Annotated in this window: 17 protein-coding genes; 4 read left to right on the plus strand and 13 right to left on the minus strand. The window is 65.1% G+C overall.

The features are described from left to right. Positions 1 to 12: 12 nt before the first annotated feature. The 9 genes from CQW31_RS09840 to cbiE all read right to left on the minus strand — a co-directional run bounded on the left by CQW31_RS09840 (position 13) and on the right by cbiE (position 6,251). A complete protein-coding gene (locus CQW31_RS09840; RefSeq protein ID WP_054887818.1) occupies positions 13 to 498 on the minus strand; it encodes a copper chaperone PCu(A)C in 486 nt (161 codons plus the stop codon). A 46-nt stretch (positions 499 to 544) separates the two neighbouring features. Further along, entirely contained in the window at positions 545 to 934 is a 390-nt protein-coding gene (locus CQW31_RS09845) for a DUF2946 domain-containing protein (protein WP_099814376.1), read from the minus strand. A gap of 120 nt (positions 935 to 1,054) precedes the next feature. Then, positions 1,055 to 1,909: an SPFH domain-containing protein gene (locus CQW31_RS09850; RefSeq protein WP_099814377.1), complete on the minus strand. Its 855-nt coding sequence runs from the start codon at positions 1,907 to 1,909 to the stop codon at positions 1,055 to 1,057. A 27-nt stretch (positions 1,910 to 1,936) separates the two neighbouring features. Next, the gene (locus CQW31_RS09855) at positions 1,937 to 2,374 is read right to left on the minus strand and encodes an NfeD family protein (RefSeq protein ID WP_054887815.1); all 438 of its coding nucleotides are present in this window, start codon (positions 2,372 to 2,374) and stop codon (positions 1,937 to 1,939) included. Positions 2,375 to 2,495: 121 nt separating this feature from the next. Continuing rightward, a complete protein-coding gene (gene vapC, locus CQW31_RS09860; protein ID WP_054887814.1) occupies positions 2,496 to 2,915 on the minus strand; it encodes a tRNA(fMet)-specific endonuclease VapC in 420 nt (139 codons plus the stop codon). After that, on the minus strand, positions 2,915 to 3,145 hold the full coding sequence (gene vapB, locus CQW31_RS09865) for a type II toxin-antitoxin system VapB family antitoxin (protein ID WP_054887813.1): 231 nt from the start codon (positions 3,143 to 3,145) through the stop codon (positions 2,915 to 2,917). The genes vapC and vapB overlap by 1 nt, the downstream gene beginning before the upstream one ends. An 85-nt stretch (positions 3,146 to 3,230) precedes the next feature. Beyond that, positions 3,231 to 3,956 (minus strand): cobalt-precorrin-6A reductase, encoded by a 726-nt coding sequence (locus tag CQW31_RS09870; RefSeq protein WP_099814378.1) that lies wholly within the window; start codon positions 3,954 to 3,956, stop codon positions 3,231 to 3,233. Continuing rightward, positions 3,953 to 5,047 carry a cobalt-precorrin-5B (C(1))-methyltransferase gene (locus tag CQW31_RS09875; protein WP_099814379.1) on the minus strand — a complete coding sequence of 365 codons (1,095 nt, stop codon included), beginning with the start codon at positions 5,045 to 5,047 and terminating at the stop codon, positions 3,953 to 3,955. The genes CQW31_RS09870 and CQW31_RS09875 overlap by 4 nt, the downstream gene beginning before the upstream one ends. Further along, positions 5,040 to 6,251, minus strand: coding sequence for a precorrin-6y C5,15-methyltransferase (decarboxylating) subunit CbiE (gene cbiE / locus CQW31_RS09880; RefSeq protein ID WP_099814380.1), 1,212 nt, complete (start codon positions 6,249 to 6,251; stop codon positions 5,040 to 5,042). Before cbiE ends, CQW31_RS09875 begins: the two co-directional genes overlap by 8 nt. Positions 6,252 to 6,476: 225 nt before the next feature. On the opposite strand from cbiE, the gene cobG reads away from it, so the two are divergent. Genes cobG through cobJ form a run of 4 tightly spaced genes read left to right on the plus strand, consistent with a single transcriptional unit; the run spans position 6,477 to position 10,852 of the window. Continuing rightward, positions 6,477 to 7,808 carry a precorrin-3B synthase gene (gene cobG / locus CQW31_RS09885; protein ID WP_054886832.1) on the plus strand — a complete coding sequence of 444 codons (1,332 nt, stop codon included), beginning with the start codon at positions 6,477 to 6,479 and terminating at the stop codon, positions 7,806 to 7,808. Next, entirely contained in the window at positions 7,801 to 8,427 is a 627-nt protein-coding gene (locus CQW31_RS09890; protein ID WP_054886833.1) for a precorrin-8X methylmutase, read from the plus strand. The genes cobG and CQW31_RS09890 overlap by 8 nt, the downstream gene beginning before the upstream one ends. Next, positions 8,427 to 9,158, plus strand: coding sequence for a precorrin-2 C(20)-methyltransferase (locus CQW31_RS09895; protein ID WP_054886834.1), 732 nt, complete (start codon positions 8,427 to 8,429; stop codon positions 9,156 to 9,158). Before CQW31_RS09890 ends, CQW31_RS09895 begins: the two co-directional genes overlap by 1 nt. Further along, positions 9,146 to 10,852, plus strand: coding sequence for a precorrin-3B C(17)-methyltransferase (gene cobJ / locus CQW31_RS09900; protein ID WP_099814381.1), 1,707 nt, complete (start codon positions 9,146 to 9,148; stop codon positions 10,850 to 10,852). The genes CQW31_RS09895 and cobJ overlap by 13 nt, the downstream gene beginning before the upstream one ends. Before the next feature lie 9 nt (positions 10,853 to 10,861). On the opposite strand, the gene CQW31_RS09905 is transcribed toward cobJ, so the two are convergent. From CQW31_RS09905 to purH, 4 genes are all read right to left on the minus strand, one after another. Further along, entirely contained in the window at positions 10,862 to 11,455 is a 594-nt protein-coding gene (locus CQW31_RS09905; protein ID WP_176509668.1) for a MarC family protein, read from the minus strand. A 45-nt stretch (positions 11,456 to 11,500) separates the two neighbouring features. Beyond that, a complete protein-coding gene (locus tag CQW31_RS09910; protein WP_054886837.1) occupies positions 11,501 to 14,272 on the minus strand; it encodes a hybrid sensor histidine kinase/response regulator in 2,772 nt (923 codons plus the stop codon). A gap of 135 nt (positions 14,273 to 14,407) precedes the next feature. Then, entirely contained in the window at positions 14,408 to 15,703 is a 1,296-nt protein-coding gene (gene purD / locus CQW31_RS09915) for a phosphoribosylamine--glycine ligase (RefSeq protein WP_054886838.1), read from the minus strand. 181 nt (positions 15,704 to 15,884) lie between these two features. Next, positions 15,885 to 17,492, minus strand: coding sequence for a bifunctional phosphoribosylaminoimidazolecarboxamide formyltransferase/IMP cyclohydrolase (purH, locus tag CQW31_RS09920; RefSeq protein ID WP_054886839.1), 1,608 nt, complete (start codon positions 17,490 to 17,492; stop codon positions 15,885 to 15,887). Between the last annotated feature and the right edge of the window lie 12 nt (positions 17,493 to 17,504).

Genomic DNA, 17,504 nt, shown 5'->3' on the forward strand with positions numbered 1-17,504 from the left:
GGTCAGCGGGGGTCAGTGCGCGTGTTCGTGGGCCTGGGGCTGGTCTGCCGGTGCCTGTTTCTGTACGGCCACGTCGACGGTGACGTCACCTGCTTTCTCGAAGTGCAGGGTCAGCGGGAAGCGCTTGCCGTCGGTGAGCAGGCTGCGGTCCTTGGGCTGCATCAGCATCACGTGGTAAGCGCTGGGGGCGAACACCAGGTCTTTGCCGGCGGGCACCGCCACACTTTGCACCTGCTGCATCTTCATCGCGCCGCTGGCGCTCATGGCGTGCTCATGCAACTGCGCGTCATCGCTGATCGGGCTGTCGACACTGAGCAGGCGGTCATCGGCCTTGCCGTTGTTGTGCACGACGAAGTAGGCGGCGACGTTGGGGGCGTTGGGCGGTAGTTGCAGCGACCACGGGTGAGCGATATGCAGGTCGCCCACGGTGTATTCATGGGCATTGGCGTAGGCGCCGGGCAGCAACAGGGCAGCCAGGACAAGAGCTTGCTTGAGCATGGTGAGTCTCCGATCTGTTCAGGTTCAGGCAGACAGCGTGATGAACTCAGGCCAGCGGAGAGGCACGGGGATTGAGCGCGGGCCATAGCTGGCGCGGCGTGGGTTGGTAACTGGCGGGTGGCGGCTCGCGCCCGGCCAACAGCGTCGGCGGGTTGTGCAGTTGCGGCGGATAACCTGGCAGGGCCAGCAGTGGGGCAGCGCCCGAACAGCACCAGCAGTGCTGCATGTTGGAGTGCTGATCGCTTTGGCTACCGAGGTCGATCTTGGCCAGGGCCTGGACATCGACCTTGGCCTTGCCAGCCACGCTGGAACAGAAAGCCCCCCACAGCAGCTGCTCGGCCGGGCCCTTGGGCGCGGCGGAAGACAGCGGCATGGCCAGCAGGTTGAACAGCACTGCTAGGCAGGCTATCCAGGCAATGTGCCGACGTGGGGGCATGGAGAGATCCGGTCAGGAATCGTGGGCGGTATTGTAAGGCGGAGTATAGGTAAAAATGATGGGGTGCGGTGAAGTGACGCAGACCGGCTGGTTCGGGGCTGCAAAACAGCCCCGGCATATTCAAGCCTTGTTGCGGCCCAGCAGGCCCCGCACGGTTTCCTGCAAGTCCGCTGGCAGCACCACGACCTTGGCATTGCTGCTGTTGGCCAGGTTCTCCATGGCCCCTACATAACGCTCGCCAAGCAGGTACATGGCCGGTACGGTCTCGTTACCCACCGCTTCTTTGACCAGCGAGATTGCCCGCGCCGAGGCCTCGGCCAGGTTGATCTGCGCTTCGGCGTCCAGCTTGGCCGATTGCAGGCGCGCTTCGGCCTCGAGGATCGCCGCCTGCTTGGCACCTTCGGCGCGGGTCACGTCGGCTTTACGCTCACGTTCGGCGGCCGCCTGGCGCTCCATGGCCAGCTGCATGTTCTCCGACGGCTTGATGTCCTGGATCTCGACCGATCGTACGGTCACGCCCCAGTCTTCGGTCTGCTCGGACATCGCCTCACGCAGGCGCGCCTTGATCTGTTCGCGGCTCGACAGCGCCTCGTCCAGGTCCATGGCGCCGACGATGGCGCGCAGCGAGGTCATGGTCAGGCTGGTGACGGCGAACGAGAAATTCTGCACGCCATAGGAGGCCTTCTGTGGGTCGACCACCTTGGCGAAGCACAGGGCGTTGGCGACGATCACCGCGTTGTCCTTGGTGATGATTTCCTGCTCCTGCACGTCGAGGATGATGTCCTTGGTCGGCAGGCGATAGGCGACCACGTCCATGTACGGGATGACGATGTTCAAGCCTGGCTTGAGGGTGTTGTGGTAGCGGCCCAGGCGCTCGACGATCCATTCCTCGCCCTGGGGCACGATGCGCACCCCCTTGAACACGGTGATCAGGACGAACAGGGCGAGGGCGCCGACGACGATGAGACTGGTCATGATGAAAACTTCCTTTTAAATGCCAATTCAGGCCCGGACGACCCGGGCGGTGTTGCCTTCGATGGCGACGAGGCGCACACGCTCGCCTGCCGGGATGTCGCCGTCGGCGACGCAAGTCCATTCCTCGTTGCCGAGCAGCGGCTTCTGGAAGCGGACGCGGCCTTTCTGGAATTGCGAGACGCTGCTGGTCAGCAACCCGACTTCACCGATCACGCTGTCGGCGGTCCAGCGCACGTCCGGCTGCTTGCGCTTGAACAGCTTGAACCAGAGGAACGTGGTCACCGAGGAGAACAGCACCCACAGCAGCACCTGCATGTCCAGCTGCAGGGCGGGGGCGGCCAGGGCGATGAGCGAAACCAGCACGGCACCGATGCCGAACCAGATGATGAAGAACGTGGGCAGGACCAGCTCGAGCAGGATCAGGCCGATACCGAAGACCAGCCAGATCCACCATTGCATTTCCATATGAACGACGCCTTCCGGAGGGGAGGCACAAAGTCTAAGGCGCACAGTGGGCGAAAGGCCACTTGGAAATTTCTGAGCGTTTCCTTGCCGATGAGCAGGTGATGAGTAGGAAATTTCCGCGTTAGGCCTGACCTGCAGGATTGACCAGCCAGTCTTCAACTCTCAAACCTGGGACTCGTTGAAATTCACGCAGGTTGTTGGTTACGAGCACCAGCCCCCGAGCCCGGGCATGGCCAGCTATCAGTTGGTCGAATGGGCCGATCGGTGTACCAGCCCTCGCCAGTTCTGCACGTAGTTGGCCACTGTGTTCGGCAGCCTGGCTATCGTAATCGAGTACTTCCAGGCGGGCAGCGAAGCCTTCCACTATCGAAAGATTACGCTCGGGGTGTGCTGACTTCTCTGCGCCGTACACCAGCTCCATCAACGTAACGGTACTGATTGCCAGCTGACCGTGGTGGCGGTTGAAGGCTTCACGAACCAATTGTGGCTTGTTCTTGATAGTGAAGATGCAGATGTTCGTGTCGAGCATGTACCTGAGCATTAAAACCCTTCGCGTTCCTGGTCGGCAGGTTGATCACGGCTGGCCATGAAGTCTGTACTTGCGTCGTTGCCGTCAAACCAGCTGTCCCATGCCTCCCCAGCTGGGCTGATGATGCGGGTTCGCCCCACGGCAACGATGTCTACGCGGGTCACTTCATCGGGAAGGGCAACGGATTTCGGCAAACGGATGGCCTGGCTGCGGTTACTTTTGAAGACTGCACCTTGCTCCATGATGGGCCTCCTTGGAAGCAGCAAACTGTGACTGGAGTTTAAGTGAGAGGACGTATATGTCAACGGGATATACGTTTTGACTTCATTACAGGCAGTCCTTGATCTTGGCCAGCAATAGACCTGCCTGGGTGAATTCCCGATCCACGGCAGGCAATGTCGGACGCTTCAGGACCACCACCGGCACCCCGCGTTCCCGTGCCACGTCGAGCTTTGGTTCGGTCGCCACGCTGCCGCTGTTCTTGCTGACCAGTACATCGATGCGACAACGTTCGAACAGTGCCCGCTCGTCCTCGATGTGAAACGGCCCACGCGCGCCGATCACCTCGCAGCGCTCATTGCCCGCACAGGCTTCCAGCGCGCGCAAGGTCCAGAACTGCTCTGGGGGAATCTCGGCAAGGTGCTGCAGTGGCTCGCGGCCAAGCGTGAACAATGGTCGTCTGAACGGCTTGAGCGCCTCGATCAGCGCCGCCCAGTCTTCCACTTCACGCCAGTCGTCCCCCGGCTGTGCCTGCCAGGCCGGGCGGCGCAAGGCCCAGCAGGGAATGCCGGCCGCCCGTGCAGCGCTGACAGCGTTGCGGCTGATCTGCGCCGCATAGGGGTGAGTGGCGTCGATCAGCAGGGTGATGCCGGCTTCACGCAGGTAAGCGGCCAGGCCGTCAGCGCCGCCATAGCCACCGACCCGCACCTGGCAAGCGAGGTCCTGCGGCACGCGGCCGATGCCGGCCAGGCTGTAGACATGCTCGGGGCCGAGATGACGGGCGATGGCCAAGGCTTCGGTGACGCCACCGAGCAGCAGGATTCGGCGGTTCATTGCACACCTGCCTTGCCAACGATGCCGCCCTGGCGGTCGATGGCAAACACTTCGACGTGCACCTGAGCCGGCACCACGCTGCGGGCGAAAGCCAGGGCATGGGCGCACACCGTGTCGCCCAGGGCGATGCCGGCGGCATGTGCCAGGGCCAGCGCCTGCTGGCTGGTGTTGGCGGCGATGATGGCCGCCTGCAGCTGCGCATCGGCACCGATTTCAGCGGCCCAGCCTGCCAGCTGCGGCAGGTCGATGCTGGAGTGGCGGCTGTGCAGGTCCATGTGGCCGGCAGCCAGCTTGCTGATCTTGCCGAAACCGCCGCACAGGGTCAGGCGTGGCACCGGCACCTTGCGTACGTGCTTGAGCACGGCGCCGACGAAGTCGCCCATCTCGATCAGGGCGATTTCGGGCAGGTTGTAGACGCGGCGCATGGTGTCTTCGCTGGCGTTGCCGGTGCAGGCGGCGATGTGGGTGTAGCCATTGGTGTGGGCCACGTCGATACCTTGGTGGATCGAGGCGATATAGGCCGAGCAGGAAAAGGGCCGGACGATGCCGCTGGTGCCGAGGATCGACAGCCCACCGAGGATGCCCAGGCGCGGGTTCATGGTCTTCAGCGCCAGCGCTTCCCCGCCTTGCACATTGACCGTGACCTCGAAGCCGCCCGGGTAGCCGCAATCGTCGGCCAGCTGCTGCAAGTGCTCGCTGATCATCCGCCGCGGTACTGGATTGATCGCCGGCTCACCGACTGCCAGTACCAGGCCGGGGCGGGTGACGGTACCAACGCCCTGGCCTGCGACGAAGCGTATGCCGGGCTGCGCCTGCAAGCGGATCTGGCTGTAGAGCAGGGCGCCGTGGGTGACGTCTGGGTCGTCGCCGGCATCCTTGAGTGTGCCCGCCTCGGCACGCTCGCCGACCAGGCGGCAGAACTCCAGGCGCATCTGCACCACCTTGCCCTTGGGCAGGGTGATGCTCACCGCATCGTCGCACTGGCCGGTCAGCAGCAACTTGGCAGCGGCGAGGCTGGTGGCGGTGGCGCAGCTACCGGTGGTCAGGCCACTGCGCAGGGGCGCGGGTTGCTCGCGGGTTTCTTCACGCATCGAGGGGTTTCACCACGTCGAGCAAGGTGATCGGCAACGCCTGGCGCCAGGTGTCGAAGGCACCCAGCGGCTGGGCCTGGGCAACATGGATACGGGTCAGCTCGCCACCGCGCTGTTCACGGAAGTGCGCCAGGGCCAGCTCGCTTTGCAGGGTCACTGCATTGGCCACCAGCCGCCCACCGGGGCGCAAGCGGTCCCAGCACAGCGGCAACACGCCTTCGCGGGTCACGCCGCCACCAATGAAAATCGCGTCCGGGCGTTCCAGTTCGGCCAACGCGTCGGGTGCCTTGCCGCGAACCAGCTGAAGGCCTGGCACGCCGAGGACATCGCGGTTGTATTCGATGAAGCCTTGGCGACTTTCGTCGGCTTCGATGGCGAGGGTGCGGCAGGCCGGGTGAGCACGCATCCATTCGATGCCGATCGAGCCACAGCCGGCACCGACATCCCACAGCAACTCACCGGGCTGCGGCGCCAGGCGCGCCAGGGTGATCGCACGCACATCGCGCTTGGTCAGCTGGCCGTCATGGCGGAAGGCGCTGTCTGGCAGCCCGGGGACACGCGACAGGCGCACGGCATCCGGGCTGGCCAGGCACTCGATGGCGACCAGGTTGAGGGTGGCGACTTGGCTGTGCGGCCAGTCATCGGCGGTGCCGCAGAGGTGCTGCTCGGCCGCACCACCGAGGTGCTCCAGCACGTGCACGCGGCTGGGCCCGAAGCCGCGCTCGCGCAGCAGTGCAGTGATGGCCGCAGGGCTGTCGCCGTCGTTGCTCAGCACCAGCAGGCGCTGGCCGCTGTACAGGTGGGCATTGAGCGCCGCCAAGGGGCGTGCGACCACTGATACCACCTGCACGTCCTGCAGTGGCCAGCCCAGGCGGGCGGCGGCCAGGGCACAGGAGGAGGGCATCGACAGCACCTGCATTTCTTCGGCTGCTACCTGTCGCGCCAGGCTGGCGCCGACGCCAAAGAACATCGGGTCGCCGCTGGCCAGTACGCAGGTCGGCTCACCGCGCAGTGCCAGTACCGGGGCGAGGGAGAATGGCGTTGGCCAGTCTTGCCGCTCGGCACTGATGCAACGCGGCAGCAGGGCCAGCTGGCGCGGGCTGCCGATGATCCGCGTGGCGCCCAGCAGGGCGCGCCGGGCCTGTTTGCCCAGGCCGCTGAAGCCGTCTTCGCCGATGCCTACTACTGTCAGCCAGGGGGTCATTGATACCTCTTTGGGGTCTGGGGCTGCTGTGCAGCCCATCGCGACACAAGGCCGCTCCTACAGGGGCGGTGATGCCTGTAGGAGCGGCCTTGTGTCGCGATGGGGCGCACAGCGCCCCCAAAATTTCAGCTCAAACGCTGTTGAAGCTCGACCACCGGCTTTTCATGCCGCCGGACAAAGCAGGCATAATACCGCGCCTTCTACACTCAAGCGCACTTTCAGCGATTGCCGGACGCCCCTTTGACGCCAGCCAACACGCCCGTAGCATCACCCCGTCCCTCGGCCTGCCCGGGGTTGTGGCGCATCGTCAGCGCCCGTGACGGTGGCATTTGCCGTATCAAGCTGCCCGGCGGCCTGCTGCTGGCCGACCAGGCCGATGCGGTGGCGGCGGCAGCCGAGCGTTTTGCGGGCGGGGTGATCGAAGCCACCAACCGCGGCAACCTGCAGATCCGCGGCATCGGCAGCGATCATGCCGGGCTGGTCGACAGCCTGCTGGCCGCCGGCCTTGGTCCGCGTGATGCAGCCAGCGATGACGTGCGCAACCTGATGCTCAGCCCCTTGGCTGGCCATGATCCGTCGATGCTGCTGGATGTACGCCCCTTGGCCGGGCAGATCCTCGACCTGCTGCAAGGCACGCCGCGCTTCCATCAGCTGTCGGCCAAGTTCGCCGTGCAGCTCGATGGGGGTGAAGGCGTGGCGATGCTCGATCACCCTCACGACCTGTGGCTTTCGGCACTGCGCCTGGAGCAGCGCGACTGGCTGGCATTTGGCTTGGCCAGTTGCCCGGCCGATGGTCCGGTATTGGGCGCGGTGCCACTGGAGCAGGGGCTGGAGCTGGTGCGCGCAGTGCTCGATCGCTTCCTCGATCTGGCCAGCCCTGAGCAGTCGCGCATGCGCCAGCTGCTGCAAGGTTGCCGGGTCGATGCCTTCATCGACGGTCTCGGCTTGCAAGTACGTCGCGATGCGGCCGTGATCGAGTGGCGGCGCAAAGGCGCCCAATGCCCATGGCTGGGTGCCGTGGCACAACAGCAGGGCATGGCCTTGGGCGTCGCCCCGCCGTTGGGCCGCCTGTCACCGGCCATGTTGCGTGGCGCTGCCCGGGTGGCCCGCCAATGGGGTGACGGCAGCCTGCGCCTGAGCCCGTGGCAAAGCCTGATGCTGACCAACATCGCCGCTGTCGACCTCGAACAGGCTCGCGTCCAGCTGGCGGCACTGGGCCTGCTCTGCCAGGCCGACGAGCCCCTGGCGCGGATGGTCGCCTGCACCGGCAGCAGTGGCTGCGCCAAGGCCCAGGCCGAGACCAAGGCCGATGCCGTCGAGCTGGCGGCGCTGTTGGGCAGTGGCGTGCCCGGCAGCGTGCATTTGTCCGGCTGCCCCCGTTCCTGTGCCGTGGCCCATGTCGCCCCGGCCACCTTGCTGGCCCGTTCACCGGGCCGCTATGACCTCTATTTGCGTGACGCGCACCTGCCGGGCCTGGGTGCCCTGCGCGCCACCGACCTTACCTTGAATGAAGCAGGCGCCATGCTCGCCCTGCCGACGGAGCACCTTGATGATTGACTACATCCGCGATGGTCAGGAGATCTATCGCAATTCCTTCCGGATCATCCGCGAGGAAGCCCGGCTCGAGCGGATTCCCGCAGACCTGGAAAAACTCGCCGTGCGCGTGATCCATGCCTGCGGCATGGTCGAGGCCATCGATGGCCTGCAGTTCTCCGAAGGTGCCGGCCGCGCAGGCCGTGAAGCCCTGGCCAATGGTGCGCCGATCCTCTGCGACGCACACATGGTCGCCGAAGGCATCACCCGCGCACGCCTGCCCGCCAACAACCCGGTGATCTGCACCTTGCGCGACCCCAGCGTGCCAGGCCTGGCCAAGGAGGTCGGCAACACCCGCTCCGCCGTTGCCCTGGAGCTGTGGCGCCCGCATCTGGAGGGCAGCGTGGTGGTGATCGGCAATGCCCCGACTGCGCTGTTCTACCTGCTGGAGATGATCGATGCCGGGGCGCCCAAACCCGCCCTGATCCTCGGCTTCCCGGTCGGCTTCGTCGGTGCCGCCGAGTCCAAGGCGATGCTCGCCGCCGACAGCCGCGGCGTGCCATTCGTGATCATGCAAGGCCGCCTGGGCGGCAGCGCAATGGCCGCTGCCGCAGTCAACGCCCTGGCCACGGAGGTGGAGTGATGGCGCCGCGCGGACGACTGCTGGGCCTGGGCGTTGGCCCCGGCGACCCTGAACTGATCACCGTCAAGGCCCTGCGCCTGCTGCGCGAGGCGCCGGTGGTGGCGTACTTCGTGGCCAAGGGCAAGCGCGGCAACGCCTTCGGCATCATCGAGGCCCACCTGCAAGCCGAGCAGACCCTGCTGCCGCTGGTGTACCCGGTCACGACCGAGGCACTGCCGGCGCCGCTGTCCTACGAACAGGTGATCAGCGATTTCTACGATGAAGCGGCCGTGCAGGTGGCCGAGCACCTGGATGCCGGCCGTGACGTGGCGGTGATCTGCGAAGGTGACCCGTTCTTCTACGGCTCCTACATGTACCTGCACGACCGGCTTGCCCAGCAGCATGAGGCCGAAGTGGTCCCGGGGGTCTGTTCGATGCTCGGGGGTGCCTCGGTGCTTGGCGCGCCGCTGGTGTACCGCAACCAGAGCCTGTCGGTACTGTCAGGCGTGCTGCCCGCCGAAGAGCTCAAGCGTCGCCTGGCAGACGCCGATGCGGCGGTGATCATGAAGCTGGGCCGCAACTTCCCGAAGGTGCGCCAGGTACTTGCCGAACTCGGCCTGGACGGGCGTGCGCTGTACGTCGAGCGGGCGACCATGGCCAACCAGAAGATCGTGCCGCTGGATGAGGTGGACCCACAGTCTTCGCCGTACTTCTCGCTGATCATCGTACCGGGGGAAAAATGGCAGGGCTGAACAGGCAACAGGCAGCGGCCATCGTCATCCTGGGGGCAGGCAGCCTGGCCACGGCGCAGCGCATCCAGCAGCGTTATCCACAGGCGACCGTCTACGGCCTGCGCGGTCGGGTCGAGGGCGCCGATCAGTACTACGACAGCTTTGGCGATACCCTGCGCATGCTCTACCAGCAGGCCACCCCGATCATCGCGCTGTGTGCTGCCGGCATCGTCATCCGCAGCCTGGCCAGCCTGCTCGATGAGAAAGGTGCGGAGCCGCCAGTGCTGGCCGTGGCCGAGGACGGTAGCGCGGTGGTGCCGTTGTTGGGTGGCCTGAGCGGGGTCAACCTCATGGCTCGCGAACTCGGCGAGGCGCTGGGGGTGGCTGCAGCGATCACCACCAGTGGTGAACTGCGCTTCGGCACCTGCCTGCTCAACCCGCCCGAGGGCTATGCCCTGGCGGACCTCGAGCAGGGCAAGCGCTTTGTCTCGGACCTGCTGGCCGGCGAAAGCGTGCGTATCGAGGGTGATGCCCCCTGGCTTGCGCAGGCGCAACTGCCGGCCAGTGAAACCGCCCGGCGCACCATCCATGTCGGCAGTGACGCGCGCGTGGCCAGCCGTGACGAGTTGCTGATCCACCCACGCTCGGTGGTGGTGGCGCTCGCCGCAGGCGCGCCCGGCCTGGCCGAACAGGTACGTGGCGCCTTGCGTGAGGCCGGCATTGCCGAGCCCTCGCTGGCGTGTCTGCTGGTCGCCGAGCAGGCGATGGCCGAGCCGTTGCTGCACGAGGCCGCCGCAGAACTGGGCGTCGTGCTGCGCTTCGCGGCCATGAACGGCACCTTGGCCAGCATGGCGGCCGAGGCTTTGCCCGAGGCGCGCCTGATCGAGCAGCCGGGCCTGGTCATCGCTGCGGCGCCGTTGCCGGTCGACCCGGCACGGTTGGCTCGCAAGCGCGGTCGCCTGGCAGTGATCGGCCTTGGCCCAGGGGCGGCCGAGCTGATGGTGCCGGCGGTGAAAGCCGAGCTTGCGCGTGCCGAGGACATCCTTGGCTACGAGACCTACGTGCGCATGGCGGGGCCGTTCCGTGACGATCAGGTGCAGCACTGCACCGACAACCGGGAAGAGATGCAGCGTGCCCGGCATGCCTTCGAGCTGGCGGCCCAGGGCCGTTCGGTGGTGGTGGTGTCGTCGGGCGACCCTGGTGTGTTCGCCATGGCCGCAGCGGTGCTCGAAGCCCTGCATGAGTCCTGCGACCCTGCCTGGCACCGTGTCGACCTGCAGATCCTGCCAGGGGTATCGGCTTCGCTGGCAACCGCCGCGCAAGCTGGCGCGCCCTTGGGGCATGACTTCTGCGTGATGTCGCTGTCTGACAACCTCAAACCCTGGTCGATCATCGAAAAGCGCCTGGACCTGGCGGCCCAGGCGGATCTGGTGCTGGCCTTCTACAATCCGATTTCCAGGTCCAGGCCGCATCAGCTAGGCACGGCACTGGAGATCGTGCGCCGGCACCGGGATGCACAGACGCCGGTGGTGCTGGGGCGCGATATCGGCCGGCCGGGGCAGACGCTCAGGGTGGTGAGCCTGGCCGAGCTGACGCCGGAGATGGTCGACATGCGTACCATGGTGCTGGTCGGTTCCTCCACGACCTGCGCCTTCGACCGTGCCAGTGGCGGTCAATGGGTCTACACCCCGCGTTGGTACCCCGCCGCGCCCTGAACCTGAGGGCTAACCGACCAGGTAGCCCTTGATCCCGGTAAAGATGATCTGCGCCGCCAGGGCGCAGACGAATAGCCCCATCAGGCGGCTGACGATCTGCAGGCCCTGGTCACCGAGCAGTTTTTCGATGCCGTGCGAGAGGTACAACACCAGGCCGACGGTGAAGCTGGCCAGAGCGATGCTGACAATGGCCAGCAGCTTGTCGTCCCAGTGCGGTTGGCCCACGCCCATCACCAGCAGGGCCCCGATGGTGCCGGGGCCCACGGTGAGCGGGATGGTGAGTGGCACGATGGTCACGTCCTGTTGCACGTTGTCGGCCTGCACAGCCGGTTTGCCCTGGGCCATGCCCAACGCCGAGATGAACAGTACGCTGCCCGCACCGATGCGGAAGGCGTCGGCGGTGATACCGAAAATCCCGAAGATCACCCTGCCGAACAGGTACAGCAGCACGCTGGCCACCAGCGCGGCAAAGGCGACCTTCCAGGCCAGCTGTTTGCGCTCTTTGCTGGAGTGACCACGGGTCAGGCTGATGAAGCACGACAGCACGAAGAACGGGCTATAGAGCACCAGCATCTTCAGGTAGACACTGAACAAGTCATGCAGCATGGGATGATCCTTGGGGGATAAGGGTGGCGTGCAGGAGTCTGGTTACGAGCTGTGCGCCGGATCAGCTTTGGCTTCGCGCTGATTGGCCCAGTACTGGATCAACTCGCGCAACTGTGACAGCTCAACCGGCTTGGCCATGTGGCCGTCCATGCCGGCCAGCCGTGCGCGCTCCTTGTGCTCAGCCAGTATATGCGCGGTCAGCGCCACCACCGGGGTGCGCTGACGCTGGTTGGTGGTTTCCCAGGCACGCAACTGCTGGGTCGCGGAGAAACCGTCCAGTACCGGCATTTCGCAGTCCATCAACACCAGGTCGTAACGCTGCGCCTTCATCGCCTGCAAGGCCTCTTCGCCGTTGCTGGCGGTATCGGGCTCCAGGTTGAGCTTGCCGAGCATGCCGCGGATGACCTTGGTCGAGATACTGTTGTCTTCGGCCACCAGTACCCGGAAGTCGCTCGGCAACTCAAGCGCGCCCTGCGCGCCGGGCATCGCAGCCGGCACGGCCTGATCGCGGCCACGCTGGGCCAGTTCTTCGGCCAGGGTGGTCTTGAGCGTATAACCGGCAACCGGCTTGGCAAGGATGCGCTTGATCCCGGCATTACGTGCGATGACCTTGCTGGGCGCGTTGCTGATACCGGTGAGCATGACCACCAGGATGTCGTGGTTCAGGCTCGGGTCTTCCTTGATCTTGGCCGCCAGCTGCATGCCAGTCATGCCCGGCATGTTCTGGTCCAGCAACACCGCATCGAAATAGTCGCGCAGGTGCGCCTTGGTCCGCAGCAGGGCCAGCGCCTCCTTGCCCGATGGCACCGCGCTGACATTCATGCCCCAGGCGCTGCACTGCTGCACCAGGACTTTGCGGCAGGTGTCGTTGTCGTCGACCACCAGGACCCGGGCGTCGCGTAACGGGCCGTCCAGGTCTGCCGGGGGCTGCTCCAGGCGTGATGGATCGAGCGGCAAGGTCAGCCAAAGGGTATTGCCCATGCTGGTGCTGCTCTTGATGCCGAACTCGCCTTGCATCAGGCCGATCAGCTGCTTGGCGATGACCAGCCCGAGGTGGCCGCCAAGCTTGTTGCTGGAAAGGAAGTGGTGGCTGTGCAGCTCGGCCTGCAGCAAGGCCTCGCGCTCGGCCGCAGGCAGCGGCTCGCCACTGTCCTGCACGGCAATGCGCAGGCGTGGGATTTCACCGCGCTGATCCAGCGCGACTACCAGCAGGATTTCGCCCTGGGAGGTGTTCTTCAGGGCATTTTCCAGCAGGCTCGACAAGGCTTGGCGCAGACGTGTCGGGTCGCCGCTGATGACCCGCGGCACCTGCGGCTGGGTGAAACTGATCAGCTCGATGTTCTGCTGCTCGGCCTTGGCGCGGAAAATGTTCAGGCAGTCTTCGATCAGGGCATTGAGGTCGAACTGCACGTCATCCAGCTCGATCTGTCGCGATTCGAGCTTGGAAATGTCGAGAATCTCGTTGATCAGCGTCAGCAGCTCGTTGCCGGCGCTGTGAATGGTCTGTACATAGTCGCGTTGCTTGACCGACAGTGGCGTGCCGAGCAGCAGTTCGGTCATGCCCAGTACACCGTTCATGGGGGTACGGATTTCGTGGCTGATCTTGGCCAGGAACTCCGCCTTGGCGTTGATCTCGGCATCGCTGGCCGCCAGCGCACGGCTGGCGCGGAAGCGTTCTTCGCTGATGCGCCGCAGGCGCTCACTGACGGCCAGGTTGAGCAGCAAGCCACTGACCACGGTCATGCCCAGGAGGATGCACAGCAGCCAAGGCGTCGAAGTGCGGGTCAGGCCCAGCAGGGCGGGCAGCAGCACCAGGCCGCCAAGGTTGAATACCAGCATGGCGACGCTGAACAGCCGTGCCGGTGCATAGCCCTTGTACCAGTGGTAGCTGCTGGCCGTCAGCATGGTCACGCTGCCGACGGCCAGCAGGGCATACGTCATCAGGTTCAGCGGCAGGGTATCGACAAACAGCAGGACCAGCCCGCTGACCGCTGCGACCAGCATTTCGCCCTGCAGCAGGCGGTTGAGCCGCGGTGAGTTGCAGGGAGAGAAGAAATGCTGGGTGAAATACAGCCCCGACAGCCCGGCCAGAACCAGGGTCAGGTAGGCCGCCGGGGTTTGCGCGCTGTGCCACAGGTGCCACCACGGGCCGCTGAGGTTGAGCAGGATCAGGCCGCTGAGCAGCATCAGCCCGTGGTACAGGGCGAGATACAGGGTAGTGCTGGAGCGGGTGTAGATGAAGCGGATCAGGTTATGCAGGATGAGCATCACCAGGCCGCCGAACAGCATGCCGAACAGCAGGGGTTGGCCATGGTCGGAGGCGGCTACCGCTGCGGGTTCCAGGCTTATCGCCGGGCGCAGCTGGTGCTCCGAGACCAGGCGCAGGTAAATGTCCAGCGCGTGCTGGCTGTTGGGCAAGGGCAATACATGGTCGCTGCCGCGCAGGGTCGGGCTGCCGTTACCGGCCTGGCGGCCGTGGTGCAGTTGGCGCAGCAGCCTGTCGCCATCGAGGGCGTAGAGGTCGAGGCGCGACAAGTCAGGAGCGAAGATGCGCAGCAGTTGCTCCTGGTCACCCGGTTCCAGGCGATAGTGCAACCACAGGGCTTGTTCAGCCGGTGCGGCATCGAGTTCGCCAAGGGTGGTAGGGCTGAACTGGCTGCGATAGCGATCGGAACGCACGTCGCTCAATTGCAGGTTGGCCTGTTCATCGAGCAGAACGGACCAGCCTCCGCCCTGTTCGGCCGAAGCCGGCAACAGGCAGAGCAGGGTCAGCAAGCTGACGATCAGAGCTGTGGCAATCCGAAGCCGACGCACTACGAGATCCCTTCCTAGCCGATGTGCCAGATACTAACTATGCGCGGCGCGCCAAGCCGAAGGCAAGGCCCCCATGGGGCCCTGTCGACGAGCCGGATGCCGCATGCACAAGGCGCTGCGGCACTCCGGTACCACTTACTGCTGGTGTTCACCGCGCTCGCGAGCGATGGCCCGGTAGCCGATGTCGGTGCGGTAGAAGCTGCCGTTCCAGCTCACTTCCTTGGCCAGGCGGTAGGCCTGCTGCTGGGCATCGGCGACGCTGGCACCCATGGCGGTAGCGCAGAGCACACGGCCGCCGTTGGTGACGACCTGACCGTCCTTCAGCGAGGTACCGGCATGGAACACCTTGCCTTCGATCTTGGCTGCAGCCTCCAGGCCGTTGATCACGTCGCCTTTGGCGTAGTCACCCGGGTAACCGCCGGCAGCCAGCACCACGCCCAGGCTCGGGCGCGGGTCCCACTGTGCTTCGACCTTGTCCAGTGCCTTGGCGAAGGCGGCTTCGACCAGCAGCACCAGGCTCGACTCCAGGCGCAGCATGACTGGCTGGGTCTCAGGGTCGCCGAAGCGGCAATTGAACTCGATGACCTTGGGGTTGCCCGCCTTGTCGATCATCAGGCCGGCATACAGGAAGCCGGTATAGACGTTGCCCTCTTCGGCCATGCCACGCACGGTCGGCCAGATCACCTGGTCCATCACGCGCTGGTGCACGTCCGGGGTAACCACCGGGGCAGGGGAGTAGGCGCCCATGCCGCCGGTGTTCGGCCCGGTATCCTGATCGCCGACGCGCTTGTGGTCCTGGCTGGTGGCCATGGGCAGCACGTTGTGGCCGTCGACCATGACGATGAAGCTGGCTTCCTCGCCGTCGAGGAACTCTTCGATGACTACGCGCGAACCGGCCTCGCCGAAGGCGTTGCCAGCCAGCATGTCACGCACGGCGGCTTCGGCTTCTGCCAGGGTCATGGCGACGATCACGCCTTTGCCCGCGGCCAGGCCGTCGGCCTTGATCACGATCGGGGCACCCTTTTCCTGCAGGTAGGCCAGGGCTGGCTCGATCTCGGTGAAATTCTGGTAGTCGGCGGTCGGGATCTTGTGGCGGGCCAGGAAGTCCTTGGTGAAGGCCTTGGAGCCTTCCAGCTGGGCCGCGCCCTTGGTCGGACCAAAGCAGTCCAGGCCACGGCTGCGGAACAGGTCGACCACGCCGATCACCAGCGGCGCTTCCGGGCCGACGATGGTCAGGTCGACGTTCTTCTCGGCGAAGTCGGCCAGTTGCTCCAGCGCGCACACATCAATGGCGACGTTCTCGCATTTTGGCTCGATGGCGGTGCCGGCGTTGCCCGGGGCAACAAAGACCTTCTCGACGCGTGGGTCTTGGGCGACTTTCCAGGCCAGGGCGTGCTCACGGCCGCCGCTGCCGATGATCAAAACTTTCATGTCAAAACCTCTGTTTGGCGGAGAACCTCGTCCGCCTGTAGGAGCGGCCTTGTGTCGCGAAAGGACCGCAGAGCGGTCCCGGGATTTTTGCTGTATTGCAAAGGTCCGGGGGCTGCTGCGCAGCCCTTTCGCGACACAAGGCCGCTCCTACAGGGGACCGAGGTTCGGCCGGCCATCTTGATTAGTGGCGGAAGTGGCGCATACCGGTGAACACCATGGCGATGCCGGCTTCATCAGCGGCAGCAATCACCTCGGCGTCACGCATCGAACCACCCGGCTGGATCACGGCGCTGATACCCACTTTAGCCGCATTGTCGATGCCATCACGGAACGGGAAGAACGCGTCGGACGCCATGACCGCACCCTGCACCTGCAGGCCGGCATGCTCGGCCTTGATGGCGGCGATGCGCGCGGAGTTGACGCGGCTCATCTGGCCGGCGCCGACACCGATGGTCTGGCGCTGCTTGGCGTAGACGATGGCGTTGGACTTGACGAACTTGGCCACTTTCCAGGCGAACACCAGGTCGTGGATCTCTTGCTCGGTCGGTGCACGCTTGGTGACGATCTTCAGGTCATCGGCGGTGATCATGCCGATATCGCGGCTCTGCACCAGCAGGCCACCGTTGACGCGCTTGAAGTCCCAACCGGCAGCGCGCTCGGCTGGCCACTCGCCGCATTCCAGCAGACGCACGTTCTGCTTGGCCGCTACCACGTCGCGGGCAGCCTGGGAGATTTTCGGCGCGATGATCACTTCGACGAACTGACGGTCGACGATGGCCTGGGCGGTTTCGCCGTCCAGCTCGCGGTTGAAGGCGATGATGCCGCCGAATGCCGACTCGGTGTCGGTGGCGTAGGCCAGGTCGTAGGCCTTGCGGATGCCGCCTTCGTCTTCAGGCACAACGGCCACGCCGCACGGGTTGGCGTGCTTGACGATGACGCAGGCTGGCTTGACGAAGCTCTTAACGCACTCCAGCGCGGCGTCGGTGTCGGCCACGTTGTTAAACGACAGTTCCTTGCCTTGCAGTTGCACGGCGGTAGAAATGCTGGCTTCGCCTTTCTTCGCTTCAACGTAGAACGCCGCGCTCTGGTGCGGGTTCTCGCCGTAGCGCATTTCCTGGGCCTTGACGAACTGGCTGTTGAAGGTGCGCGGGAATTCGCTGCGTGCTTCAGTGCTCAGGGTGTCTTTGGCCTGGTCGATGGTGCCCATGTAGTTGGCGATCATGCCGTCGTAGGCAGCAGTGTGCTCGAACGCCTTGAGCATCAGGTCGAAGCGCTGGGCGTAGGTCAGGCCGCCGGCCTTGAGGCCTTCCAGCACGCCGGCGTAGTCGCTGGCGTTGACCACGATGGCGACATCCTTGTGATTCTTGGCAGCCGAACGGACCATGGTCGGGCCGCCGATGTCGATGTTCTCGATGGCGGTCGGCAAGTCACAGCCTGGCTTGGAAATGGTGGCTTCGAACGGGTACAGGTTGACTGCAACCAGGTCGATCGGCTTGATGCCGTGCTCGTTCATGATGGCGTCGTCGATGCCGCGACGGCCAAGGATGCCACCGTGGATCTTCGGGTGCAGGGTCTTGACCCGGCCATCCATCATCTCGGCGAAGCCAGTGTAGTCGGCCACTTCCACCGCGTTCACGCCGTTGTCCTTGAGCAGCTTGTAGGTGCCGCCGGTGGACAGGATCTCGACACCGAGCTGTTGCAGCTCACGGGCGAATTCGAGGATACCGGTCTTGTCGGAGACGCTGATCAGGGCGCGGCGGACTGGCAGGCGGGTAGTCTGGTCGGTCATTTCGGGTTCCAA

The organism is Pseudomonas sp. 382, assembly GCF_002759075.1.
GTDB lineage: Bacteria > Pseudomonadota > Gammaproteobacteria > Pseudomonadales > Pseudomonadaceae > Aquipseudomonas > Aquipseudomonas vlassakiae.

What these genes read in the sequence shown, in the direction of transcription:
- CQW31_RS09895 (WP_054886834.1), top strand. Translation starts at nt 8,427, where the DNA reads ATGGCGCCGCGCGGACGACTGCTGGGCCTGGGCGTTGGCCCCGGCGAC.
- CQW31_RS09855 (WP_054887815.1), bottom strand. Translation starts at nt 2,374, where the DNA reads ATGGAAATGCAATGGTGGATCTGGCTGGTCTTCGGTATCGGCCTGATC.
- CQW31_RS09845 (WP_099814376.1), bottom strand. Translation starts at nt 934, where the DNA reads ATGCCCCCACGTCGGCACATTGCCTGGATAGCCTGCCTAGCAGTGCTG.
- CQW31_RS09870 (WP_099814378.1), bottom strand. Translation starts at nt 3,956, where the DNA reads ATGAACCGCCGAATCCTGCTGCTCGGTGGCGTCACCGAAGCCTTGGCC.
- CQW31_RS09850 (WP_099814377.1), bottom strand. Translation starts at nt 1,909, where the DNA reads ATGACCAGTCTCATCGTCGTCGGCGCCCTCGCCCTGTTCGTCCTGATC.
- purH (WP_054886839.1), bottom strand. Translation starts at nt 17,492, where the DNA reads ATGACCGACCAGACTACCCGCCTGCCAGTCCGCCGCGCCCTGATCAGC.
- CQW31_RS09840 (WP_054887818.1), bottom strand. Translation starts at nt 498, where the DNA reads ATGCTCAAGCAAGCTCTTGTCCTGGCTGCCCTGTTGCTGCCCGGCGCC.
- cbiE (WP_099814380.1), bottom strand. Translation starts at nt 6,251, where the DNA reads ATGACCCCCTGGCTGACAGTAGTAGGCATCGGCGAAGACGGCTTCAGC.
- vapB (WP_054887813.1), bottom strand. Translation starts at nt 3,145, where the DNA reads ATGGAGCAAGGTGCAGTCTTCAAAAGTAACCGCAGCCAGGCCATCCGT.
- CQW31_RS09890 (WP_054886833.1), top strand. Translation starts at nt 7,801, where the DNA reads ATGATTGACTACATCCGCGATGGTCAGGAGATCTATCGCAATTCCTTC.
- CQW31_RS09875 (WP_099814379.1), bottom strand. Translation starts at nt 5,047, where the DNA reads ATGCGTGAAGAAACCCGCGAGCAACCCGCGCCCCTGCGCAGTGGCCTG.
- purD (WP_054886838.1), bottom strand. Translation starts at nt 15,703, where the DNA reads ATGAAAGTTTTGATCATCGGCAGCGGCGGCCGTGAGCACGCCCTGGCC.
- vapC (WP_054887814.1), bottom strand. Translation starts at nt 2,915, where the DNA reads ATGCTCAGGTACATGCTCGACACGAACATCTGCATCTTCACTATCAAG.
- cobJ (WP_099814381.1), top strand. Translation starts at nt 9,146, where the DNA reads ATGGCAGGGCTGAACAGGCAACAGGCAGCGGCCATCGTCATCCTGGGG.